The 22,462-nt window shown below is 68.7% G+C and carries 24 protein-coding genes; 16 read left to right on the top strand and 8 right to left on the bottom strand.

The features are described from left to right. Positions 1-3 precede the first annotated feature (3 nt). The 5 genes from AB0I43_RS36930 (at position 4) to AB0I43_RS36910 (ending at position 6,172) form a co-directional block, all read left to right on the top strand. Positions 4-1,791 (top strand): GAF domain-containing sensor histidine kinase, encoded by a 1,788-nt coding sequence (locus AB0I43_RS36930; RefSeq protein ID WP_357433528.1) that lies wholly within the window; start codon positions 4-6, stop codon positions 1,789-1,791. Between the two features lie 102 nt (positions 1,792-1,893). Then, positions 1,894-3,195: a family 1 glycosylhydrolase gene (locus AB0I43_RS36925; RefSeq protein WP_357433526.1), complete on the top strand. Its 1,302-nt coding sequence runs from the start codon at positions 1,894-1,896 to the stop codon at positions 3,193-3,195. 127 nt (positions 3,196-3,322) lie between these two features. After that, the gene (locus AB0I43_RS36920) at positions 3,323-4,180 is read left to right on the top strand and encodes a helix-turn-helix transcriptional regulator (protein ID WP_356978916.1); all 858 of its coding nucleotides are present in this window, start codon (positions 3,323-3,325) and stop codon (positions 4,178-4,180) included. A 93-nt stretch (positions 4,181-4,273) separates the two neighbouring features. Then, the gene (locus tag AB0I43_RS36915) at positions 4,274-5,650 is read left to right on the top strand and encodes an APC family permease (protein ID WP_357433524.1); all 1,377 of its coding nucleotides are present in this window, start codon (positions 4,274-4,276) and stop codon (positions 5,648-5,650) included. A 33-nt stretch (positions 5,651-5,683) separates the two neighbouring features. Then, positions 5,684-6,172: a hypothetical protein gene (locus AB0I43_RS36910; RefSeq protein WP_356978912.1), complete on the top strand. Its 489-nt coding sequence runs from the start codon at positions 5,684-5,686 to the stop codon at positions 6,170-6,172. Here AB0I43_RS36910 and AB0I43_RS36905 read toward each other — a convergent pair. Both AB0I43_RS36905 and AB0I43_RS36900 read right to left on the bottom strand, forming a co-directional pair. Next, positions 6,169-6,564 carry a hypothetical protein gene (locus tag AB0I43_RS36905; RefSeq protein ID WP_356978910.1) on the bottom strand — a complete coding sequence of 132 codons (396 nt, stop codon included), beginning with the start codon at positions 6,562-6,564 and terminating at the stop codon, positions 6,169-6,171. The two genes, AB0I43_RS36910 and AB0I43_RS36905, sit on opposite strands and share 4 nt — an antisense overlap. Positions 6,565-6,792: 228 nt before the next feature. After that, positions 6,793-7,467 (bottom strand): SDR family oxidoreductase, encoded by a 675-nt coding sequence (locus AB0I43_RS36900; RefSeq protein WP_357433522.1) that lies wholly within the window; start codon positions 7,465-7,467, stop codon positions 6,793-6,795. Here AB0I43_RS36900 and AB0I43_RS36895 point away from each other — a divergent pair, their 5' ends adjacent. Continuing rightward, the gene (locus AB0I43_RS36895) at positions 7,468-7,617 is read left to right on the top strand and encodes a hypothetical protein (RefSeq protein WP_357433520.1); all 150 of its coding nucleotides are present in this window, start codon (positions 7,468-7,470) and stop codon (positions 7,615-7,617) included. 48 nt (positions 7,618-7,665) lie between these two features. Next, on the top strand, positions 7,666-8,175 hold the full coding sequence (locus tag AB0I43_RS36890) for a peroxynitrite isomerase (RefSeq protein WP_357433562.1): 510 nt from the start codon (positions 7,666-7,668) through the stop codon (positions 8,173-8,175). 60 nt (positions 8,176-8,235) lie between these two features. Here the strand turns inward: AB0I43_RS36890 and AB0I43_RS36885 are convergent, their stop codons facing one another. Next, positions 8,236-8,523 carry a DUF2631 domain-containing protein gene (locus AB0I43_RS36885; protein ID WP_356978905.1) on the bottom strand — a complete coding sequence of 96 codons (288 nt, stop codon included), beginning with the start codon at positions 8,521-8,523 and terminating at the stop codon, positions 8,236-8,238. 132 nt (positions 8,524-8,655) lie between these two features. Here AB0I43_RS36885 and dxr point away from each other — a divergent pair, with 132 nt between their 5' ends. The 5 genes from dxr (at position 8,656) to AB0I43_RS36860 (ending at position 15,229) form a co-directional block, all read left to right on the top strand. Further along, on the top strand, positions 8,656-9,798 hold the full coding sequence (gene dxr, locus AB0I43_RS36880; RefSeq protein ID WP_357433518.1) for a 1-deoxy-D-xylulose-5-phosphate reductoisomerase: 1,143 nt from the start codon (positions 8,656-8,658) through the stop codon (positions 9,796-9,798). Between the two features lie 171 nt (positions 9,799-9,969). Continuing rightward, positions 9,970-11,172: a M50 family metallopeptidase gene (locus tag AB0I43_RS36875; protein ID WP_357433516.1), complete on the top strand. Its 1,203-nt coding sequence runs from the start codon at positions 9,970-9,972 to the stop codon at positions 11,170-11,172. Between the two features lie 129 nt (positions 11,173-11,301). Beyond that, entirely contained in the window at positions 11,302-12,456 is a 1,155-nt protein-coding gene (gene ispG / locus AB0I43_RS36870; protein ID WP_357433514.1) for a flavodoxin-dependent (E)-4-hydroxy-3-methylbut-2-enyl-diphosphate synthase, read from the top strand. A 55-nt stretch (positions 12,457-12,511) separates the two neighbouring features. Then, a complete protein-coding gene (locus AB0I43_RS36865) occupies positions 12,512-13,375 on the top strand; it encodes a GNAT family N-acetyltransferase (RefSeq protein ID WP_357433512.1) in 864 nt (287 codons plus the stop codon). Positions 13,376-13,438: 63 nt separating this feature from the next. Next, complete coding sequence (locus AB0I43_RS36860) at positions 13,439-15,229, top strand: penicillin-binding transpeptidase domain-containing protein (RefSeq protein WP_357433510.1); 1,791 nt, start codon at positions 13,439-13,441, stop codon at positions 15,227-15,229. 16 nt (positions 15,230-15,245) lie between these two features. Here the strand turns inward: AB0I43_RS36860 and AB0I43_RS36855 are convergent, their stop codons facing one another. The 3 genes from AB0I43_RS36855 to AB0I43_RS36845 all read right to left on the bottom strand — a co-directional run bounded on the left by AB0I43_RS36855 (position 15,246) and on the right by AB0I43_RS36845 (position 17,972). Then, positions 15,246-15,488 carry a hypothetical protein gene (locus AB0I43_RS36855; RefSeq protein ID WP_356978893.1) on the bottom strand — a complete coding sequence of 81 codons (243 nt, stop codon included), beginning with the start codon at positions 15,486-15,488 and terminating at the stop codon, positions 15,246-15,248. A gap of 237 nt (positions 15,489-15,725) precedes the next feature. Next, positions 15,726-16,862, bottom strand: a complete 1,137-nt coding sequence (locus AB0I43_RS36850; RefSeq protein WP_356978891.1) for a BTAD domain-containing putative transcriptional regulator — start codon at positions 16,860-16,862, stop codon at positions 15,726-15,728. A 129-nt stretch (positions 16,863-16,991) separates the two neighbouring features. Then, entirely contained in the window at positions 16,992-17,972 is a 981-nt protein-coding gene (locus tag AB0I43_RS36845; RefSeq protein WP_357433508.1) for a LysR substrate-binding domain-containing protein, read from the bottom strand. A 72-nt stretch (positions 17,973-18,044) separates the two neighbouring features. Between AB0I43_RS36845 and AB0I43_RS36840 the strand changes: the two genes are divergently transcribed. Next, entirely contained in the window at positions 18,045-18,452 is a 408-nt protein-coding gene (locus AB0I43_RS36840) for a DUF5997 family protein (protein ID WP_357433507.1), read from the top strand. On the opposite strand, the gene AB0I43_RS36835 is transcribed toward AB0I43_RS36840, so the two are convergent. After that, positions 18,449-19,594, bottom strand: coding sequence for a serine/threonine-protein kinase (locus AB0I43_RS36835; RefSeq protein WP_357433505.1), 1,146 nt, complete (start codon positions 19,592-19,594; stop codon positions 18,449-18,451). The genes AB0I43_RS36840 and AB0I43_RS36835 overlap by 4 nt on opposite strands. Before the next feature lie 176 nt (positions 19,595-19,770). Then, the gene (locus AB0I43_RS36830) at positions 19,771-20,433 is read right to left on the bottom strand and encodes a hypothetical protein (RefSeq protein ID WP_357433502.1); all 663 of its coding nucleotides are present in this window, start codon (positions 20,431-20,433) and stop codon (positions 19,771-19,773) included. A 459-nt stretch (positions 20,434-20,892) separates the two neighbouring features. Here AB0I43_RS36830 and AB0I43_RS36825 point away from each other — a divergent pair, with 459 nt between their 5' ends. The 3 genes from AB0I43_RS36825 to AB0I43_RS36815 all read left to right on the top strand — a co-directional run bounded on the left by AB0I43_RS36825 (position 20,893) and on the right by AB0I43_RS36815 (position 22,412). Further along, positions 20,893-21,219, top strand: coding sequence for a hypothetical protein (locus AB0I43_RS36825; RefSeq protein ID WP_356978881.1), 327 nt, complete (start codon positions 20,893-20,895; stop codon positions 21,217-21,219). Positions 21,220-21,282: 63 nt separating this feature from the next. Then, entirely contained in the window at positions 21,283-21,876 is a 594-nt protein-coding gene (locus AB0I43_RS36820) for a nucleotidyl transferase AbiEii/AbiGii toxin family protein (RefSeq protein ID WP_356979098.1), read from the top strand. Then, complete coding sequence (locus AB0I43_RS36815) at positions 21,873-22,412, top strand: hypothetical protein (RefSeq protein ID WP_356978879.1); 540 nt, start codon at positions 21,873-21,875, stop codon at positions 22,410-22,412. The genes AB0I43_RS36820 and AB0I43_RS36815 overlap by 4 nt, the downstream gene beginning before the upstream one ends. The last annotated feature ends 50 nt before the right edge of the window (positions 22,413-22,462 follow it).

Genomic DNA, 22,462 nt, shown 5'->3' with positions numbered 1-22,462 from the left:
AAAATGCCGGGCACGGATGGCGTGCCCGAATCCGTCCAGGGCGGGCAGGCTCCGGTCTTCGAAGCACTGACCCAGTTGCGATTGCGCGAGCTACTGGCCGAGGTACAGGACCGGATCGCCCAGATCGTCAACGTGCGGGACCAGATGGATCGCCTGATCGAGGCGATGCTGGTGGTCACCGCGGGCCTGGACCTGGACAACACCCTGCGCTCGATCGTGCACACCGCCATCGAGCTGGTCGGCGTCTCCTACGGTGCGGTCGGCGTGCGGGAAACCGATCCGGACAGCCACCAGCTCGTGGAGTTCATCTACGAGGGCATCGATGATCGCACCCGGGTGCGGATCGGCGACCTGCCGCGCGGGCACGGCGTGCTCGGCGTGCTCATGAAAGACCCGAAACCCATACGGCTACTGGATCTTTCGACACATCCGGCCTCGGTCGGCTTTCCCGAGCACCACCCGCCCATGCACACCTTCCTCGGCGTCCCGGTCAAGGTCGGCGACGAGGTGTACGGCAACCTGTATCTCACCGAGAAAGCCGGCGGCCAGGAATTCACCGAGGACGACGAGGTGCTGGTGCAGGCCCTGGCCGCCGCGGCCGGGATCGCCATCGCCAACGCCCGCCTCTACGAGGAGTCGCGTACCCGCCAGCAGTGGCTGGCGGCCACCGGCGCGATCGCCACCGAACTGCTCGGCGGCGGCGAGTCCCAGCACGTGCTCGAGCTGATCGCCGAGCGGACCCTGACCCTGACCGGCTCGGCGTCGACTTTCGTACTGCTGCCGGAGAATCCGGAGATCCCCGACCTGTCCGAGATCGCGGAACTGGTGGTCGCCGCGGCGGCGGGCACGGGCGCCGCGGCGCTGCTCGGACGCCGGGTGGCGGTCGGAGCACCGCTGTCGGGCCGGGCCTTCCTCGCCGGTGAGCTGCTCGACATCGAACTGCCCGCGGTGCTGCCGCTGTTCGAGGATCCAGTGAAGTCCGGCCCCACCCTCACGCTGCCGCTGCGGGCGGGCCAGGCGGTGATCGGCGCGCTCACCACCGTGCTGCCCGCCGGCGCGCAGCCGCTGGACGATTCGACCCACGCCATGCTGACCGCGTTCGCCGACCAGGCCGCGCTGGCCCTGCAGCTGGCGACCACCCAGCGCCGGATGCGCGAACTCGACGTGCTCTCCGATCGGGATCGGATCGCCCGGGACCTGCACGATCACGTCATCCAGCGGCTGTTCGCGGTGGGCCTCTCGCTCCAGGGCAGCCTGCAGCGTTCGCGCGCGCCCGAGGTGCGCGCCCGCCTGGTCGAGACCATCCAGGACATCCAGGCGATCGTGCAGGACATCCGGCACTCGATCTTCGATCTGCAGGACGGCGGCGCCTTCGCCGACGCGGCCACGCTGCGCAAACGCCTGCACGGCGTGATCGCCGAGATGACCGCCGAAACCACGCTGCGCACCATCGTCCGGCTCACCGGCCCGGTCTCGGTGCTCGCACCGCCCCTGTCCGAGGACGTGGAGGCCGTGCTGCGCGAGGCGGTGAGCAACGCCGTCCGGCACGCCGCCGCGACCACGCTGACGGTGAATCTCGGTGTGCGCGACGAGGTCACGATCGAGGTGAGCGACGACGGCGTCGGCCTGCCCGAGCGACTCCCGCACCGCAGCGGGCTGGGCAACCTGGCCGCCCGGGCCGAACGCGCGGGCGGCACGTTCCGTGTCGAACGCGCGGGGGCGCACGGCACCGTGCTGCACTGGTCGGCCCCGCTGCCCACCGTCCCGCAGCGCCCCGAGCCCAGGCCGTGACGCCGCCGATCCGCGACACTCACCGCGCTCCCGAATTTTCAGCTAACTTCCAGCTATTCTCCGGTACGGGGATCACCCCGCACCCGTCCCGGAGGAGGCTCGATGCGCACCCGGCTGCACCGCCTGACCCTCGCGGGACTCACCGCCGCCAGCATGCTGCTGCCCGTCGCCACGGCCTCGGCCACGCCCGCCACCGGCGCCGAGGGCCCGCTGGGCGCCGGCTTCCTCTGGGGCGTGGCGGCCTCCGGATTCCAATCCGAGGGCCACGCACCCGACTCCAACTGGCTGCGCTACATCGACAAGAACCCCGAATGGGATCGCTACGGCGACTCCGTCGACTTCTACAGCCGCTACCGCGACGACATCGCCCTCGCCGCCGGCCTCGGCGCGAAGGTGTTCCGCGTCGGCATCGAATGGGCCCGCGTCCAGCCCACGCCCGAGAGCTGGGACGAGAACGGCTTCGCCTTCTACGAGTCGGTCGTCGACGAGATCCTCGCCGCCGGCATGCACCCCATGCTGACCCTGGACCACTGGGTGTACCCCGGCTGGGTCGCCGACCAGGGCGGCTGGAACAGCCCGGGCATGGCCGAGCAGTGGCTGGCCAGCGCGCGCATGGTGGTGGACCGCTTCGCGTCGCGGAAACCGGTGTGGGTCACCGTCAACGAGCCCGTCGCCTACGTCATGCACGAGCACCGGCAGAACCAGACCGACCCGAACCAGATGCTCGACGCGGTCGCGCGGGTGCACAACGACATCTACGACTACATCCACCGCGTGCAGCCCGAGGCGATGGTGACCGCCAACGTCGGCTACGTCGCCGGGGCCGAGGAGGAGGTCAACGGGCCGCTCATCGAGCGCATCCGCGACCGGCTCGACTTCGTCGGCGTCGACTACTACTTCGGCCACGAACCCGACGACGGCGCGGCCGTGCCGGTCGCCGAGCCGAAAGGCATGTGGGACCTGCCGGTCCGCCCCGAGGGCATCTACTACGCGCTGCGCCACTACGCGCAGATGTTCCCCGACAAGCCACTGTGGATCGTGGAGAACGGAGTCCCCAGCAACGACGGTGTCCACGCCGGCTACACCCGCGCCGACCACCTGCGCGACACCGTCTACTGGCTGCAACGCGCCAAGGCCGACGGCATCCGGCTGATGGGCTACAACTACTGGTCCATCACCGACAACTACGAATGGGGTTCCTATGCGCCCCGTTTCGGGCTCTACACCGTCGACGTGCGCACCGACCCGCAGCTGACCCGCCGGCCCACCGAGGCCGTCGACGCCTACCGCCGGATCATCCGGGCCGGCGGCGTCCGCGCCGGCTACACGCCGGTGCGCGCCCCCTCCGAGTGCGGGCTCGTCGATCCGCCCGCCAGCTGCGACCACCCGGTCACGGTGCCCTGACCCCGGGTACGCTCAGCCGATAAGCCCCCCATTCTCGCGCGAATCTGCTGCACTGGAGGGGCTCTTACGGTTGCATGGGCGTATCGGTGGTGCGTTCCGCGGGGGCGCACGGGGAAAGGATCTGAAGATGGCTGGCAAGCGCACCGTTCTCACCGCGGGCCTGCGCCGCCTGGCCGCGTTGCTGTTCGAGATGCGCGAGCAGGTCGGGCTCAGCAAGGAAGAGGTCAGCGGCAAGACGGGCATCAACGTCACCACGCTGTACCGCATCGAGGCGGCGCAGGCGCGCCCGCAGCGCCGCACCCTGATGACCCTGCTGGATCTGTACGGCGTGGAACAGGACCGGCGCAAATACGCGCTCGATCTGCTGACCGACGCGCAGAAGCCCGGCATGTCGCGCCCCTGGGAGAGCAACCTCACCGAGGTCTACGCCGCCTACATCAACTTCGAGGCCGAGGCGCTTTCCGCGCGGCACTATCAGACCTCGTTCATCCCCGGCCTGTTGCAGACCGAGCAGTACGCGGTGGCCGTCATCGACACCGCCATGCCCAAGGCCGAGGCCGCCATCATGGAGAGCCGCGCCCAGGCGCGGATGGAACGCGCCCGCGTGCTCAGCAAGGAAGATCCGCTGGAGCTGTGGGTGGTGCTCGACGAGGCCGCCATCCGGCGCAAGGTCGGCGGCCCGGAGACCATGCGCGGCCAACTGCAGAAGCTGCTCACCGAAGCCAAGCGCAAGAACGTGATCCTGCAGATCCTGCCGTTCCGGGCGGGTGCGCATCCGGGCATGGCCGGCTCGTTCACGCTGGTCGACTTCCCCAAGCCGGAGGATCCGGAGCTGGTGTACGTCGAGGGCATCGCCGGTGACGAACTCATCGAGGGCCACGCCGAGATCCGCCGCTTCGGCGTCATCTTCGATCAACTGCGCGCCATGGCGCTGAGCCCGCGCGACTCCGCGGAACTGATCGAGCAGGCGATCGAGGAAATGTAGCGGCTCCGACACGAAAGTCGGTGACCTGCGCATAGTTTCGGAGCGAACCGGGTAGCCTCCTGAATCCGGATGTCGTACGGAGGAGCGCCCCTCATGGCCGATGTGACCGCTGAGTCCAGCCCCGAGCAACCGTCTCTCAAACGGGTGATCGGCCCGGGCCTGCTGCTGTTGTTCGTCGTCGGCGACATCCTCGGCAGCGGCGTCTACTCGCTGACCGGCAAGGTGGCCCAGGAGGTCGGCGGCGCGGTCTGGGTGCCGTTCGTGGTGGCGTTCCTGGTCGCGCTGCTCACCGGCTTCAGCTATCTGGAGCTGGTCACCAAGTACCCGCAGGCCGCGGGCGCGGCGCTGTACACGCACAAGGCCTTCGGCATCCACTTCTTCACCTTCATGGTCGCCTTCGCGGTCATGAGTTCCGGTATCACCTCCGCGTCCACGGCGGCCCGCGCCTTCGCCGCCAACTTCGGCGAAGCCTTCGATTTCGACCTGGGCACCGGGATCGGGCTCACCCTGGTAGCGCTGGCGTTCATGCTGCTCGTCGCCGCGATCAATCTGCGCGGCGTCTCCGAGGGCGTGAAACTCAACGTGCTGCTCACCTGCGTCGAGCTGACCGGCCTGCTGATCGTCATCGGAATCGGCCTGTGGGCCTTGGGCTTCGGCAACGGCGATTTCGGCCGCATCACCGAGTTCGACACCGGCGATCGCAGCGCCGTGGGCGGCGTCATCGTGGCGACCACGCTCGCCTTCTACGCCATGGTCGGCTTCGAGGACTCGGTGAACATGGCCGAGGAGTGCAAGCAGCCGTCCCGGATCTTCCCGAAGGTGCTGCTGGCCGGGCTGCTGATCACCGTGCTCGTCTACGTGCTCGTCGCGATCACCGCGGTCGCGCTGGTCCCGGTCGACCAGCTCGCCGAGGGTGACACTCCCCTGCTGCGCGTCGTGGAGATCGGCGCGCCCGCCTTCCCGACGCACATCTTCGCCATCATCTCCATGTTCGCCGTCGCCAACACCGCGCTGATCAACATGATGATGGCCAGCCGCCTGCTCTACGGGCTGGCCCGGCAGCGGGTGATCCCGGCCCCGATCGGCGCCGTCAACCACGCGCGCCGCACCCCGCACATGGCGATCCTGTTCACCACCGCCCTCGCGCTCGGGCTGATCTTCTTCGTCGGCCAGGTCGCCGAATTGGGCGGCACCACCGCGCTGTTGCTGCTCGCGGTCTTCACCGTGGTGAACGTCGCGGTGCTGGTGCTGCGCCGAGATCCGGTGGAGCACGACCATTTCCGCACGCCCACCGTGCTGCCGGTGATCGGCGCGCTCACCTGCGGCTTCCTCGTCACGCCCTACACCGATCGCAATCCGGAGCAGTACGCGATCGCCGGCGTGCTGCTCGCGATCGGCGTCGGGCTGTGGCTGATCAATTATCTGGTGCTGCGCTTTTCCGGTGCGCGCAGCGAACAGTCGCGGACGTGACGACTCGCCTACGGGTGGGTAATGTGTGCCCCGATGACCAGCATGGAAGCCCGCTTCGGTGACGCGACCCGGACAGTGCCACTACCGAATCCGTGGAATCTCAACGCGTACCTCGCCGATGTCGCCGCGTACCGCGGGCGCTCCATCTCGCTGCGTCCCGTCCCGGCGGAGATGCTGGCCGAAAAAGGCTGTCGCGGAAAAGGTTTGTGGGTAGCCCGCAAGCACGACGACATCATCGTCTACGACGCGGCCGCCACCGACCGCAACGCCGAGCACATCATCCTGCACGAGATCGGGCACATGCTGCTCGGGCACGGCAAGGGCGAAGCCGAGCCGGCCACGCCGCTGCCGCCCACCCTGGCCGCGCTCCTACCCTCGCTGTCGGTGCAGCATGTGCTGGGCCGCACCGAATTCGGGGCCGACCGGGAACAGGAAGCGGAGGTGTTCGCCGACATGACCATGGTGTACGCCACACTGCCGCGCCGCCGCGGGCGCGGCCTGCGGCTGTTCGGCCGCCGCTAGCGATTGCTCGCCGGGCGCTCGAGCGAGTCGGCCGGTAGCCAGTAGCCGCGGTTCGGCGGGCGCCGCGTGCCGGCGCACAGCCCGTCCACCAAATCCTGGTAGGCGTCGGCCGTTTCACCGACCCGCAGCCAGGTGTCGTAGAACACCGGATCCGGGGCGTGGGCCAGCGGGATGGCCTGGGATGTCAACTCGGCCAGCCGATCCACCACCTGCCCGACGGACTCGAAATGCACGTACTCGCTGTCCAGCGGCACCGGGGTGGCGAGCGTCACCCAGCGGTCGATCGAGCGCACCAATTGTGTTCGCCGCCGGTCGATTTTCGCCATCTCGCACACCGGCGTGCGTTCCCGGATGAGGTGCAGCTGCGTGAGTTCTCCAGCCGCGTCCAACATCGGATGATCATCGTGGGGCAAACCCCGGCAAGCCGCCAGCAGCAGCTCCTTGCCGGGCACCATCCAACTGTCACCACAAGCCGTCATCCCATCGGCCTCCCACCGACCACCGAACTACTGACTAGACCCTCCCTGACCAGCGCCGCTCACGGAAGCGGACAACCTCATGGTCCCCCGAATGTCCGCCCCGCACCCCAAGATCGGCGAAATACCCGCGCACAGGCCGGTTTACACCCCGGCATCACCCGGCAGCAACCGCGCAGCATCGAGATAGTCCGCGCCACCGACGTAGACCGTCCGCCCGGACTCCCCCGCCTCCGTCGCGGCATCGGCCACCGCCCTTGCGAACTCGGCAACGCTCGGCAGTTCTCCGAAACCCTTACGCGCCGCCACCGCTCCCGGATCCCGCCGCCCCAGCAACCGCACGATGATCGTCCCCTCGATCATGTCGCCCGACACCACCCGCAGCCCCACCCCACGCGCCCCCAGCTCCGGAATCATCGCCCGCAGCGCATCCTCCCCGGCCCGCTTACTGGCGGCAATCGGCACATACTCCTCCGGAACCGGCTTGCGCCCGAAGAAATGCGCCTGATGACTCGTCACGAAGACGATGCGCCCGTTGACAGGCAGCAGCGGCAGCACCACCCGCACGAGCCGCACCTGCGCATCGCGATTCAGCGCCATCGCGTACCCCGGCGCGGCCCCGCGCTCCAACCCACCCGACGCGTTGAGCACCACCACGTCGAGCCGCCCGAACTCCGCCGCGATCCCGTCGGCCAACCCCCGCACCGACTCCGGATCGGCGAGATCCGCACCCACGACCGACGCACTACCGCCCCGCGCCACGATATCCGCGGCGATCGCCTCGGCCCGCTTGCGCTTCTCCCGGTAATTGACGATCACATGGTCGCCGGGCTGATCGAGAAGAACCCTGACAAGACCTATGAACTGACGGTGGCCGGGCGGGAGCTGGGGTCGGCGCTGGAGGCGGTTTGGGGCTGGTCACAGCGGTGGGCGAGCCGCTCGGGCGGGCTCGGAACCGACCAAGACTGAGACGCGAATCGGGGAGTATCCGACCGGCCTCGCGCGGGCGGGCCTAAGCTGTCGGCCGTGGTCGAACCTCAGCCTGCCGTCGCACTGCACCCCGATATCGCCCCGCTGGCGCCGCTGCTGGGTACCTGGCGCGGCGCGGGGCACGGCGAATACCCGACGATCTCCCCGTTCGATTACGTCGAGGAGATCAGTTTCGGGCACCTCGGCCGCCCGTTCCTGACCTACCGGCAACGCACCCGCGCCGCCGACGGCAGCCGGCCGATGCACGCCGAAACGGGCTACCTGCGCTGCCCGCGCCCGAACCAGCTGGAACTGATCCTGGCCCACCCCACCGGCATCACCGAGATCTGCGAGGGCGGCCTCACCGTCGAAGACGGCGAACTGCGGATGGAGTTCGACTCCACCAGCATCGGCCTGTCCAGCACCGCGAAATCGGTGACGGCGCTGGGCCGTTCGCTGCGCGTCGCCGGCGACACCATCGATTACACGCTGCGGATGGCGGCGGTCGGCGAACCGCTGCGGCACCACCTGGCGGCCACGCTGCACCGCGCGGCCTGAAACGCGCTTCGCCGCCCCGGATACGATCCGGAGCGGCGAAGCGGACGAACGAAAGCGGTGCTACCGCGGCTTGTTCCGGGTGAACGCGTCACGGATCAGGATGACGGCCAGCAGCCCGGCGAAGCCGATCAGGAAGATGTAGCCGACATTGCCCGAACCGGACGAGCTGCCCTGCGGCCCCTCGAACAGCATGCCCAGCAGCGCCAGCGCCACGACCACGCCCGCGATGCGGAAGGTGCGGGGCGACTCGCCACTCCAGCCCCACGCGGCCGACGGCACCTCGGCGGTGTCGACGTGGGTGACGACCGGACGCTCGGCGTGAGTGGTTTCCAGTTCCGTGGCGGCCACGATCGCTCCTCAGCTGCTTCAGGTACCGCGCGGGTACGGGGGCTAATGCTGGATATCGTGACATACGACGGACTGTCGTTGGAAGTCGGCCGGGCCAGTGGCCGTGGTCTCGAGTAGGCCACAATGAGGTTCGTGTCCGACATCGTGAGAGTCCTGCTGCTCGGCAGCACCGGATCCATTGGTACCCAAGCCCTCGAGGTGATCGCCGCCAACCCCGACAAGTTCGAGATCGTCGGATTGGCCGCGCGCGGCGGCAACACCGCGCTGCTGGCGGAGCAGATGGCGGCGACGGGTACCCGCAATGTGGCGGTCGCCGATCCGGCCGCCGCGCAGGCGCTGGACCTGGAACTAGGCGGCGCGGACGCGGTCACCGAACTGGTGCGCCGCACCGAGGCCGACGTGGTGCTCAACGCGCTGGTCGGCTCGCTCGGGCTGGAACCGACGCTGGCCACCTTGGAATCGGGCACCCGCCTGGCGCTGGCGAACAAGGAGTCCCTCGTCGCGGGCGGTTCCCTGGTGACTCGCGCCGCCGCCCCCGGCCAGATCGTGCCGGTCGACTCCGAGCATTCCGCGCTCGCGCAGTGCCTGCGCGGCGGCCGCGCCGAAGAGGTGGACCGCCTGGTCCTCACCGCCTCCGGCGGCCCGTTCCGCGGCTGGAGCACCGAGATGCTGGAATCGGTGAATCCGGCCGAGGCGAAAGCACATCCGACCTGGTCCATGGGCCTGATGAACACGCTGAACTCGGCGTCGCTGGTGAACAAGGGCCTGGAACTGATCGAGACGCACCTCCTCTTCGGCGTCCCCTACGACCGCATCGACGTCACCGTGCACCCGCAGTCCATCGTGCACTCGATGGTCACCTTCACCGACGGTTCCACACTGGCCCAGGCCAGCCCGCCGGATATGAAGCTGCCCATCGCGCTGGCCCTGGGCTGGCCGGACCGGGTGCCCGGCGCGGCCGCGGCCTGCGATTTCGGCACCGCCTCGACCTGGACCTTCGAACCGGTCGACCACACCGTGTTCCCCGCCGTCGACCTGGCCCGGCAGGCCGGCGAGGCGGGCGGCAGCGTCACCGCCGTCTACAACGCCGCCAACGAGATCGCGGTGCAGGCGTTCCTGGACGGCCACATCCGGTTCCCCGACATCGTCCGGACCGTGGCCCGCGCGGTCGAGGCCGCGGACCGCTGGCGCGCCGAACCCGGCACCCTCGCCGAGGTGCTCGCGGCGGACAGCTGGGCCCGCGAGTACGCCAGGGGGCTTGTCAGCGCGCGGTGAGCCCGAGCACGCCGAAACCGCACTCCGGCGCGCGGCCGGAGCGGAGCCTGGCAGACTGACGCGTGAGGGAATATCCGGCTGCGGTTACTGTGGTCGGGGTGCGCGCGGCCCGCCGGGGACGTCTGCGCGACGCGTGGACGAGATCCGTACCGCAGGAGGGCTGTCAAACACATGGTGTTCGCGTTGGGATTCGCGCTGTTCGCCCTCGGCATCACGATTTCGGTGGCGCTGCACGAGTGCGGGCACATGTGGGCCGCCCAGGCCACCGGCATGAAGGTCCGGCGCTACTTCGTCGGCTTCGGCCCCAAGGTGTTCTCCTTCCGGCGCGGTGAGACCGAATACGGCCTGAAAGCCCTGCCGCTCGGCGGTTTCTGCGATATCGCGGGCATGACCGCCCTGGACGACCTGGCCCCCGAGGATCTCGATCGCGCCATGTACCGGCAGGCCACCTGGAAGCGCCTGCTGGTGATGTCCGGCGGTATCGCGATGAACTTCCTGCTCGGCTTCCTGCTGATCGTCGTGCTGGCGATCGGCTGGGGCCTCCCGCGCTTCGATCAGCCGCCGGAGACGGCGCTGGGCAGCATGGGCTGCGTCGCCACCATGAATCCGGACCTGTCCTTGCAGGAGTGCACCGGCGCGGGCCCGGCCCAGCAGGCCGGCCTGCAGCGCGGCGACGTGGTCGAGGCCGTCAACGGCGTGCCGGTCACCACCTGGAAGCAGTTCCAGGAGGAGACCCAGAAGCAGACCGGCCCGTTCACCTACACCGTCGAGCGCGACGGGCAGACGCTCACCATCCCGGTCACTCCACAGCGCACCGTCCGGTACGCGAAGGAGGGCGAGCCCGGCAAGGAGGTCTCCGCCGTCGGTGTCGGCCGCGACTTCTACGAGCCGGTGCAGTACGGCGTGCTGGCCGCGATCCCGGCCTCGGCGAGCTTCACCGGCGACATGTTCGTGCGCACCTTCCAGTCCCTGATGCAGATGCCGCAGAAGGTCACCGCCCTCTGGGAGGCGGTCACCGGCGGCGAGCGCGATCCGGAGGCCCCGGTCAGCGTGTACGGCGCCAGCCGCATCGGCGGCGAGACCGCCGAGCGCGGGCTGTGGAGCGTGTTCATCCTGATGCTCGCCAGCCTGAATTTCTTCCTGGGCGCGTTCAACATCCTGCCGCTGCTGCCGCTGGACGGCGGCCACATCGCGGTGGTGCTCTACGAGAAGATCCGCAACACCCTGCGCGGCTGGAAGGGCCTGGCTCCCGGCGCCCCGGTGGACTACCTGAAACTGCTACCCCTGACCTACGTCGCGGTGGTCATCGGCGGCGCGTACATGCTGCTCACCCTGGCCGCCGACATCGTGAATCCGGTGAAGCTGTTCCCCTGATCCCGGTACCCTCGCCAGGGGTTGCTTCACCACCATGTCACCGTCCTCACACAGCTCCTCCACGCCTGCCCGACTAAGCTCGGGAGGCGAACGGCCAGCACGTCAACGCAGGAAAGTAGGCAGCCGAAAGTGACCACCACAATCGGATTGGGCATGCCGGCCGCACCGGCCGCCGTTCTCGCGCCCCGACGTAAGACCCGTCAGCTCATGGTCGGCAATGTCGGCGTCGGTAGCGATTCCCCGATCTCGGTCCAGTCGATGACAACCACCAAAACCCACGACGTCAACGCCACCCTGCAGCAGATCGCCGAACTCACCGCCTCCGGCTGTGACATCGTGCGCGTGGCGTGCCCCCGGCAGGAAGACGCCGACGCCCTGGCGACCATCGCGCGCAAGTCGCAGCTGCCGGTGATCGCCGACATCCACTTCCAGCCCAAGTACATTTTCGCCGCCATCGACGCCGGCTGCGCCGCCGTGCGCGTCAATCCCGGCAACATCAAGGAATTCGACGGTCGCGTCAAGGAGGTCGCGAAAGCGGCCGGGGCGGCAGGCATTCCGATCCGCATCGGCGTCAACGCCGGTTCGCTGGACAAGCGAATGATGGACAAGTACGGCAAGGCCACCCCCGAGGCGCTGGTCGAATCCGCGCTGTGGGAAGCCTCGCTGTTCGAGGAGCACGGCTTCGGCGACATCAAGATCTCGGTCAAGCACAACGACCCGGTCGTCATGGTCGAGGCGTACCGCCAGCTGGCCGCCCAGTGCGATTACCCGCTGCACCTGGGCGTGACGGAGGCCGGTCCGGCCTTCCAGGGCACCATCAAGTCGGCGGTCGCCTTCGGCGCGCTGCTCGGCGAGGGCATCGGCGACACCATCCGGGTCTCGCTGTCCGCCCCGCCCGCCGAGGAGGTCAAGGTCGGCGGGCAGATCCTGCAGTCGCTGAACCTGCGCCCGCGCAAGCTGGAGATCGTGTCCTGCCCGTCCTGCGGGCGCGCCCAGGTCGACGTCTACACCCTGGCCAACGAGGTCACGGCCGGGCTGGAGGGCATGGAGGTGCCGCTGCGCGTGGCCGTCATGGGCTGCGTGGTCAACGGTCCCGGTGAGGCCCGCGAGGCGGATCTGGGCGTGGCCTCCGGCAACGGCCGGGGTCAGATCTTCGTCAAGGGCGAGGTCATCAAGACCGTGCCCGAGCATCTGATCGTCGAAACCCTCATCGAAGAGGCCATGCGCCTGGCCGAGGAGATGGACGACGTGCCCTCCGGTGAGCCGACGGTAACCGTCAGCTGAGTCACGTTTTCACATAGCCGTACCAGACGGGCCCGCTACGTGGCAGGCTGTCGATGTGCGGAGTCTGCTGGAGCCGGCGCGCCGGGCGAAATACGTTCCGGCCCGTCAGCTCGCGAACCGTGACCTGGCTCAGGTCCTGCGCGTGCTCGATGCCGATCCGGTGGCCTCGTGCATGGTCGCCGCGCGGTTGCAGGAATTCGGCCTCGACAGCCGGTCCGGGCACGGCGAACTGTGGAGCCGCGGCGCGCCCTCGGAATCGCTGTGCTTCTCCGGCGCCAACCTGGTGCCGCTGCGCGGCGGCTCGGACGCGCTGCGCGCTTTCGCCGACCGCGCCGCCCGCTGGCCGCGCGTCGCCTCCTCGGTGGTCGGCCGCCAGGAGCTCGCGCTGCCGCTGTGGGAGCTGCTCACCGTCCGCTGGGGCCCGGAACGCGAGCTCCGCGGCGACCAGCCGCTGCTCGCGCTGGGCCAGCCCCCGCTGGTCACGCCGGATCCGCTGGTGCGCCGGGCTCGCCCGGACGAGCTGGAACGCTACCTCGACGCGGCGATCGCCATGTTCATCGAGGAGGTGGGCGTCGACCCGCGATCCGGCGACGGCGGGCGCGGCTACCGGCGACGGATCCAGAGCCTGATCGAATCCGGCAGAGCCTGGGCGCGTTTCGAGGACGGTGAGGTGGTGTTCAAGGCGGAGGTGGGTTCGCTGTCCAAGCGCACCGGCCAGATCCAGGGCGTGTGGGTGCGCCCGGATCGGCGCGGCCACGGAGTCGGCACCGCGGGCACCGCGACCATCGCCAACGCCGTGGTGGCCTCGGGCCGCACCGCCAGCCTCTACGTCAACGACTACAACACCGTCGCCCGGCGGGCCTACGGCCGCATCGGATTCCGGCAGATCGCCACCTTCGCCACAGTGTTGCTCGATTGACCAACTAACGTCTTACGGTGCGCCACTTAAGTTTGCTGATCGTGAGCGCTAACATTCGTGCCGATGTCATCGACACGTCTGCTCATTCTGCCCGCGATCATCGCGATCGCCGTCGCGGCGGCTGGATGCTCGACGGGCCCGAAGGGACCGGTCCAGGCGGCCGAGGCGTTCGTCACGGCCTTCGCCGAACGCGATCTGACCCGCGCGGCCAAACTCACCAGCGAGCCCGAGCAGGCCGCCGCCGCAATGGATTCGGCCTGGTCCCAGCTCGAGGCCGAGGAGCTCACCGCGCACACCGGCGCGGTCCGGATCAACGGCGACGCCGGCACCGTGGACTACACCTACCGCTGGCGGCTGCCCAAGGACCGGGTCTGGACCTACACCGGCCAGCTGCAACTGGGCCGCAGCGAGGGCCGCTGGCGGGTGCGCTGGACCGCCGCCGACATCCACCCGAAGCTGGGCGATACCCAGACCATGCAGTTCCACGTCACGCCCGCCCCGCGCGCCCGGGTGAACGAGCAGTCCGGCAGCGATGTGCTGGTCCCCGGCAAGGTCTCCCGGGTGACCTTCACCGCCGCCGAGGCGCCCGACCCGGGCTGGGTGTCGATCGTGCTGTCCTCGGCGCTGCGGCGCTTCGACTGGAAGCTGACCGCCGAGGCGATCCGCGACAGGGCGCAGGACACCGAGGGCGCCTACCGCGTGGCCGACCTGAGCGAGACCGAGTTCGACGCCGTGCGGGAGGATCTCACCGGCCTGCCCGGCGTGCGCGTCACCGAGCAGTGGGATCTGCTCCCGACCGACCGCTGGTTCGCCCCCGACCTGATGTCGCAGATCCGCACCACCGTGATCGCGGAGGTGGACGGCAAGTCGGGCTGGAGCGTCGTCACGCGCAACGCCAACGGCATGGAGACCGACGTGCTCACCGAGGTGCCGGCCCAGCCCGCGCCCTCGTTCGCGCTGAGCATCGATCGCAATGTGCAGACCGCCGCGCAGCGCGCGGTGGACGCGCGCCAGGAACAGACCATGATGGTGGTGCTGCGCCCGTCCACCGGCGCGATCCTCGCGGTGGCGCAGAACCCGGCGGCGGACAAGGACGGCCCGGTCGCCACCATCGGGGCCTACCCGCCCGGCTCGGTGTTCAAGACCGTCACCGCGGCGGCGGCCATGGCCAACGGCTCGGCCGACCCCGACACCGTGCTGCCGTGCCCGAGCCGGATCACCATCGGCGAGCGCATGATCCCGAACTACAACCTGTTCACCATCGGTGACGCCCCGATGAGCGCCGCCTACGAACGGTCCTGCAACACCGCGTTCGCGAAGCTGGCCAGCACGTTGCCGCCCGACGCGCTGCACGACGCCGCCGCCGGGCTCGGCGTGGGACCGGATTACACGGTGGTGGGCATTCCCACCATCACGGGAACCGTCCCGCCCGCAGAGGGTTTGGTGCAGCGCACCGAGGACGGCATCGGCCAGGGCCGGGTGCTGGTCAGCCCGTTCGGGATGGCGCTGATGGCGGCGACCGTGGCGCGCGGCTCGGTGCCGGTGCCCTATCTGATCGCCGGTCGCGAGACCACGATCGAGCACGCGCCGCCCCCGATCGACCCGGCGGTGGTGCGGGGGCTGCGAACCATGATGCGCAAGGTGGTCACCGGCGGCACCGCGGAACGGATCGCCGATCAGGGCGAGGTCTACGGCAAGACCGGGGAGGCCGAGGCGAATGGTGGATCGCACTCGTGGTTCGTCGGATACCGCGGGGATATCGCGTTCGCGACGCTGCTGGTGCAGGGCGGGAGTTCCGACAACGCGGTGGCGGTGACCCGGGAGATGATGACGGCATTGCCGGCCGGCTACTGACGCACGGCGGGCGGGGTCAGCGGTAGAGCAGGCCCCAGGCGTCGGGAAGCGGATTCTGCACGCCGGGCATCGGCTGCTCGGCCTGCGGCCGCGGCGCCGGGTCGTCGGACTGCTCGGTGTGCGACACGATGCGACTGTTCGAGGTTTCCATGATCAAGGGCAGCGGACCGCCGTCGGCGCCGGCGCCGAGCGCCTGGACCGCCAGGGTGCCGCCGGATAAGAGGCCCACGGTCGCTAGCAGGGTGGTGAATCGCTTCATGATCGGTCTCCCTTGATTCGGAAGTCGGAAAGGCGATGGTGCGGGCCCCGAAGTGTGCGCGCGTAAGCAGCTTGCACGAAGATTGCCAGACGGTTGCTGACGTTGCCAAGGAATGTGCTCGATCCGTAACCAGCCGACTCGCGACGCACTGACCGACAACCTCTTCCGCTTCGATGACCGATGGTGGGCTGATACCCGTCGTCGAGCCCCCGAAACGCGATGAGGCGCGGCTCTCGATTACGGAGCGACCGGTCGCTCCGCGTGCAACTCGAACCGCAAGGTCGTGGAACCGACGCGGATGACATCACCGTCCGACAGCGCGGTGTCCGCACCGATCGGCGCGCCGTTGACGTAGACGCCGTTGGCGGAATCCCGATCGCGGATGAACACGCCGCCTTCCCGATGCAGGATGCGGGCGTGTTTGCGACTCACCCGGTTGTCGTCGAGGATCACGTCGTTGTCCGGCGCGCGGCCGATGCGCAGGCCCGCCGGCGGAATCGGCACCGGGTCGTGCTCGCCGACGCGCAGCCAGGCCCGGCGGCGGATCTGCGGAGCCTCCCGGGTGGTCGCGCCGGGGCGCGCGCCCTCGGTGTGCAGCGGTCGCTGCCCGCGCACGGCCTCCTCCAGCGCGACGGTGCGCGGATCGGGATCGATGCCCTGCTCGTCGGCCAGATTGCGGCGGATGCGCAGGCAGGCGGCGAGCGCGTCGGCCTGGCGGCCCGCCCGGTAGAGCGCGGTGATGAGCAAGCGCCACAGCCGCTCGTTGACCGGATGCTCGGCGGTGAGCGCGGTGAGTTCACCGATCACCGCGCCCGCCCGGCCGCAGCCGATATCGGCCTCGAGCCGATCGGCGAGCGCGTTGAGCCGGCGTTCGGCCATGTCGGTGGCGAAGTTGCCCGCGAACCGCAATTCGTGCAGGCCCGCCACGGGTTCGCCGCTCCACTGCGCCAGCGCCGCCGCGAAATGCCGGGCGGCGGCGGCCGAATCGCCCGCGGCCGCGGCCATCGCGCCCTGGGTGCGGGCCTGCTCGAAACGGCCGACATCGCACTGCTCGTCGCGGAGCTCGAGCAGATACCCGGCGGGCACCGTGCGCAGCACCGCCCGATCGTCCACGCCCGCGCCGCGCAGCACCGTGCGCAGATTCGAGACGTAGGCATAGAGCCCGTCGACCGAGCGCGCCGGCTGATCGTTCTCCCAGATGGCCTGCACCAGAGCGGTTTTCGGCACCGCGCGCCGCCGGTTGACCACCAGGATCGCCAGCAGGGCGCGCAGCTTCACCCCGGGTACCGGAACCTCGCTGCCGCCGATCAGCAGCCGCACCGGCCCGAGCACCCGGATATCCAGCGCCGCCGCCTCGAAGATGGTCGACTCCATCGGAGCTCCCTCCCACCCGCACCGTGACCGGACCCGCCCACGATGTGTGCGAATGTCACCCGCGGCCTGCCCTTTCCGCGAGTGCGTCCAGCATACGCAGCCCGGCCGACAACCGCCTCGCCGCGCGGGTCAGCGACCGCGGCGTTTGAGCGGCTTCTTCTTGGTCGCCGCCGGTTTGCCGGCCGTGCCGGACTTGCGCGCCGCAGTCGGCTTCTTGCTCGCACCGGATTTCTTTCCCGCGCCGGATTTCGCTGCCGCGCCGGAGTTCCGGGCGGGCTCCGCGTGCCCCGACGGCGACCGCGAGCTGCGCTCGGAGCGCCCGCGCACGACGCCGACGAACTCCTCGCTCAGATCGGAGGTGTGCGCGGTCGGCCAGGCCAGCGCGATCTCGGTGTCCGGAGCGTCGGTGACGGTGCGGTACACCAGATCCCGGCGAGCGTGCAGGCGCGCGATCGAATGCGGGACGACGACCTGCCCGACCCCCGCCGCCACCATTTCGAAGAGCACCGCCGCCCCGTCGATATCGCCGCCGTCCTGCATCTTCTCGTCGGCGAGATCGGCCAGGCCCACCTCGGTGAACAGCGAGATCGGATGCTCCTTGGGCACCACGACCACCGGCAGCTCGCGATAGAGCGGGATCGCGCTCAGCCCGTCACGGTCGATCGGCAGCCGCACGAAGCACATGTCGACCCGGCCCTCGCGCAGTGCGCTCAACTGTTCGGCGGCCGGTAGCGCGATCACCTCCAGCGGCGTCTCCGGGAAGCGCTCGGCCCAGATCCGGGTCCACTTCGACACCGTCACGCCGGGCACGAAACCGACCCGCAGGGCGGCGGGCCGGTCCGAGGTCTGCTCCTGGCCCGCGGCGTCGGCCTGCACGATCAGCTCCCGCGCCGCGGCCAGCAGTTCCCGGCCGTCGTCGGTCAGCTGGGTCGGCGAGGCGCCGGGCACGAACAGTTTCGTGTCCAGCTCGGCTTCCAGATCGATGACCGTCTGACTCAGGCGCTGCCGCGAAATGCGCAGCGCCTTGGCGGCCCGGGCGAAATGCAGTTCCTCGGCCACCGCGACGAACCAGCGCAGGTGCACGACGTCGATCGAGGAGAACCGGCTCATTCGATCAAGCGTATTGCACGGTCACGGGGTCGCCCGTGCAGCACCCCGGATAGCGGTGACTATGCTGGCCCGGTGAGCCAGGAGAAGAATTCGCAGACGATGAAGCCGCTGACGGCGGCGAACAAGCTCGGCATCTACCTTCCGGCGACGCCCGAATCGTTCCGCGATTCCACGTTCACGCCCGCCCAGCTCGAGGCGCTGCGCAACGATCCGCCGGAGTGGCTGACCGAGTTGCGCCGCACCGGCCCGTTCCCGCGCGACGTCACCGCCCGCAAGCTCGGCATCTCCAACAGCGGCCTGCAGCGCGCGGAGGTCGACGCGCTCACCGCCGCCGAGATCGAGTCCCTGCTCGCCGACCCGCCGGAGTGGCTGACCCGCGAGCGCGCCAACCTGGTCGCGGTGCGCGAGGAGGCCGAGCGAGTCAAGGCCAAGGAGGCCGAGCGCCGCGCGGCGAGCAACCGTCCGGCCAAGAACCGCTAGGCGGCCAGCGCCCACAGCAGGGCGATGACGGTGAGCACCACCACCACGCCGAGGATGCCCAGCAGGATCTTCATGTTCGAGGCCATGCCCTGGTTCGGCTGCGGCCGGTAGCCCTGCTGGTAACCCGGCTGATAGCCGCCCTGCTGGCCGTAACCCGTTGCGGGCAGCTGGTTTCCGGTGTGCGGCCGCTGGTAGGGCACCTGCGGCTGGGAGTGCTGCCCGCTGTTCGGCTGCGCGATCGGCATCGGATGCGGGGTGTGCGCGGCGACCTGCATCGGCATCGGCGTCGGACCGGTCGAGGGCCGGTGCCCCGCACCGCCGGAGAGCACCCGCTGCACCGCGGCCGCGAATTCCACGCACGAGCCGTAACGATCCGTGGGCCGCTTGGCCAGCGCCCGGCCGAGCACCTGGTCCAGGCCCTGCGGCAGATCGGGCCGCTTGGAGCTCACCGGAGGCGGCGGCTGCTGCAGATGCCCCTGGATGACCGCAGCCGCGTGCGGCGACTCGAACGGCACCGACCCGCTGAGCAGCCAGTACAGGCTGCACGCCAGCGAGTACTGATCGGTGCGGTCGTCCAGCTTCGCGCCGGTCAGCTGCTCGGGCGCCGCGTAGGCCAGGGTGGCGGTGAAGGTTCCGGTCTGGGTGAGCTGCCTGGTGTCCTCGCGCGGGCGGGCGATGCCGAAATCGGTGAGCAGCACGCGTTCCCGGCCGCTGCCCCGCGCCAGCAGGATGTTGGCCGGCTTCACGTCCCGGTGCAGCACGTTCATCCGGTGCGCGTAATCCAGGGCGGCCGCGGTCTCGGCGACGATCTGCGCGGCGCGCTGCGGCGGCAGCTTCTTCGGATCCACCGAGGAGGCGTCGATCCCATCGATGTACTGCATCGAGATCCACAGCTGCTCGTCTTCGAGACCGCGATCGAACACCGTGACGATGTTCGGATGATCCAGCTGGGCAACGAGATCCGCCTCGCGCTCGAAGCGGGCGCGGATCTCCTCGTCCTCGTAGAGTTCCCGGCTGAGGAGTTTCAGCGCCGTCTGGCGCGGCAGGCGCGGGTGCCGCGCGAGGTAGACCGAGCCCATTCCGCCCCGGCCGAGCAGCCGTTCGATGGTGTAACCGGCGAATACATCACCAGGTTCCAGCACGTATCTCTCCTTCCCCTCGAGCGCAGGCGGAGATCCGTGCAACTCTTCGAACTTCCGGGCGGTTTGCTCGGATGCTACCCGGTCGGCCCGGGGCACGACCCATCGTTGACGGCGCCCGGTGCGGAAAAACCCGCGCCGTCCCGCCTCGGATTTCGCGAAAGCTGTTGCTGTGCTTCCTATTTCGCGGTAGCGCCGGTGAGCGTCCGGTAAGCCCAGGCCGAGGCGATGACCGCCAGCGGAATGGTGACGAGCAGGCCGAGCCCGCACAGCAGCGCGCCCAGCACATTGATCGCGGCCAGCGTGACCGTCAGCAGCAGCATCGGGCCGATATTGGCCCTGATCCCGTCGACGCTGGCGCGCATCGCGTCGGGCGCGCTCATGTCGCGATCGATGATGAACAGGTAGGTCCACTGCAACAGGAACGCCACCACCAGCGCCGCGATCGCGCAGATCACCCCGATCAGCGACAGCAGCAGATTCCCGGCCCCCACCAGCGGCTGCGCGATCACCCCGAGCACACCGAGCACCACCGCGGCGATCAGGAACGGCCCGAAATTCTTCAACGTCGTGAACCGGTTCAGGTTCGGCCGCTCCCCCGCCACCTCCGCCAGCCCCGCCTGCGTGAACACATTCCAGAACAGGGTGGTCAGCAGCCAGGTCAGAAAGGCACTCAAACTCAGCATCCCGGTCGTGTCGGCCTCGGTGTCGAAGCCCCCGGTGGCCCCGGTGATCACCCCGAGCAGGATCCCGAACAGCGCCGTCACCCCGACCCACGGCACCGGATTCGCCTTGAACCGCCGCCAAGCGAACGTCACCGCGTTACTAGCGGTAAACCCCATCGGCTCCTCATACCCCGGCCCCTGCCCGGAATACGGCTCCCCCTGCGAGTAATACGGCTCCCCTTGCGAGGGATACCGCTCATACCCCTCCCCATGCTGCTCACCGGGTCGATCGGGATCATAGGGCGACGTCATGTGAGGCTCCTCTGCGCGGGTGGCATAGCCAATCCAGACCGAGATCTACCTATTTGGACCCTACCGCCACTCCCGGCGATTCGTATGCTCGCGACACAGCACGTACCGCACGAAGCTCTACCGTTGCTTATCGTTGCAATGGCCGTGTTAAGCCGGTGAAAGTCTCCAAATGATGCATGGGGACGCCTTAACGTTGCGATAGCAATCCCAGCGACTCACCCATGCCCCGTTTACAGATGTTCTGAGCGGCCAGGAGCGCTGATCAACAGCCGTCGAGCGCGGTAGGCTTGCTACGAGGCCAACAGACCAGACGAGGAGCAGGCGATGCCGGACAGGAAGTACAGCAAGCCTGTCGTGACCCCGGAGAATCTGCGGCTCCTCGAAGGCCCTACCAGTGGGATCGTGCGCCTTCCCAGCCACCTCGACTGGTCGGGTAAGGCCGACTACGACCTGGACCGGCCAGGTCGAATCGTCGATCTCTACCGCGCGGTCATCAACGAGGCCATGAGCCCGAGCGATCTGCACACTTATCTCAATCAAGCGGTGCTCAAACAACTTTGGTCTTACATTTGGCTACCCGCAGCAACCAGGCGCGCCTGGGAATCCAACTTTCCTGAACTTGCTGAACTCAGCCGCTTGGCGTCAGCATAGTCGCGTGGAGCCACGCCACCGTCAACTCACGAAGATCGCCCTGTCTGTCGCGGGCGATCACGGATTTGCGTTAGCCGGCGGCTATGCGATCCGAGCCCACGGCATGGGCGCAACCGACCGAGCGGCGACGTCGACCTCTTCACAGATTGGCATCGCAGAGCCGACTTCCCCGCCGCTGTGAAAGCCGTCGTCGATGCTCTCGAACAGCATGGATTTGCCGTGACCACCGCCATGACCAGCGAAACCTTCGCACGCCAGCTGATTCACCACTCGGCAGAACCCAACCACGAACCCGACAAACTCGAGATGTCGGCCGACTGGCGAGCCCACCCGCCCGTCATGCTCGACATCGGGCCAGTCCTTCACCCTGATGCCGCCGTCGCCAACAAAATGTGCGCACTGTTCGGGCGGGCACTACCCCGTGACTTCCTGGACATCGACGCCGTGATCACCAGCGGCCGATATGACTACGACCAACTGCTCGACTTGGCCAAGAACGCCGACAGCGGTTTCAACGTTGAACTGTTTGCCGATGCACTGGGCGCACTCACCCAGATCACCGACGACGCGTTCGCGGAGTACGGCATACCATCAAAGGTCGCCGATGCCATGCGCCGCCGATTCGCCGCTTGGCGGCAGGAACTTCGAAGCACGTGAGTGTATCCAGCGGCGGAGTACCGCGATCAACTATCGAGTCTCGTGATAGGAAACGCGTCCAGGACGGTTACCCAACTCACGAGGAAGTCCGTGCACTACTCCACCGTGCGACTCTGGCGCTCGACCGTGATGAGCGCGAACTGATCGATTACAACGTTCACGAACAAGCTCTCGGATTCCGGATCGGCCTGTTCCTTGCGAATGCAATCGAACGCCCAGACAGCAAGCTGCGCGTAGATTCGGAGTACGACCGCGAAGGTACAGAACCGAAAGTGATCCTCAGGGAAGGCCGGATCGGGAAGAGACCCGACCTGGTGATCCATGTCCGGGGTAACAATGAGTCGAACCTGCTAGCAGTGGAGATCAAGAAGTCCATCAAAGCATTGAAAGACGACCGCGAGAGATTGCGTGCGCTGCAGTCGCACCCATTTCACCACCACGCCGCCGTCCTGCTGATACTCGGCGCCACACCTCAGTGGCAATGGATCGGAACAGATCCGGAACTGACCGAGATCCCTTGCGAGCAGGAGTTGTAACAGGCCGACGCAAGCTCGGGATCTGGAACCTACGGCACAGCACCTCAGCG

This window comes from Nocardia sp. NPDC050435 (assembly GCF_040655395.1).
Lineage (GTDB): Bacteria > Actinomycetota > Actinomycetes > Mycobacteriales > Mycobacteriaceae > Nocardia.
Note: the sequence above shows the minus strand (reverse complement) of the source record. Positions and strands in the feature narration are given on the sequence as shown.

Bases quoted from the DNA above. Each gene is read 5' to 3' on its own strand.
- AB0I43_RS36910 (WP_356978912.1), top strand. From the start codon at position 5,684: ATGACCAGCATGGAAGCCCGCTTCGGTGACGCGACCCGGACAGTGCCA.
- AB0I43_RS36855 (WP_356978893.1), bottom strand. From the start codon at position 15,488: ATGAAGCGATTCACCACCCTGCTAGCGACCGTGGGCCTCTTATCCGGC.
- AB0I43_RS36875 (WP_357433516.1), top strand. From the start codon at position 9,970: ATGGTGTTCGCGTTGGGATTCGCGCTGTTCGCCCTCGGCATCACGATT.
- AB0I43_RS36920 (WP_356978916.1), top strand. From the start codon at position 3,323: ATGGCTGGCAAGCGCACCGTTCTCACCGCGGGCCTGCGCCGCCTGGCC.
- AB0I43_RS36845 (WP_357433508.1), bottom strand. From the start codon at position 17,972: ATGAGCCGGTTCTCCTCGATCGACGTCGTGCACCTGCGCTGGTTCGTC.
- AB0I43_RS36850 (WP_356978891.1), bottom strand. From the start codon at position 16,862: ATGGAGTCGACCATCTTCGAGGCGGCGGCGCTGGATATCCGGGTGCTC.
- AB0I43_RS36860 (WP_357433510.1), top strand. From the start codon at position 13,439: ATGTCATCGACACGTCTGCTCATTCTGCCCGCGATCATCGCGATCGCC.
- AB0I43_RS36925 (WP_357433526.1), top strand. From the start codon at position 1,894: ATGCGCACCCGGCTGCACCGCCTGACCCTCGCGGGACTCACCGCCGCC.
- AB0I43_RS36905 (WP_356978910.1), bottom strand. From the start codon at position 6,564: ATGTTGGACGCGGCTGGAGAACTCACGCAGCTGCACCTCATCCGGGAA.
- AB0I43_RS36830 (WP_357433502.1), bottom strand. From the start codon at position 20,433: ATGGGGTTTACCGCTAGTAACGCGGTGACGTTCGCTTGGCGGCGGTTC.
- AB0I43_RS36915 (WP_357433524.1), top strand. From the start codon at position 4,274: ATGGCCGATGTGACCGCTGAGTCCAGCCCCGAGCAACCGTCTCTCAAA.
- AB0I43_RS36895 (WP_357433520.1), top strand. From the start codon at position 7,468: ATGGTCGCCGGGCTGATCGAGAAGAACCCTGACAAGACCTATGAACTG.
- AB0I43_RS36825 (WP_356978881.1), top strand. From the start codon at position 20,893: ATGCCGGACAGGAAGTACAGCAAGCCTGTCGTGACCCCGGAGAATCTG.
- AB0I43_RS36930 (WP_357433528.1), top strand. From the start codon at position 4: ATGCCGGGCACGGATGGCGTGCCCGAATCCGTCCAGGGCGGGCAGGCT.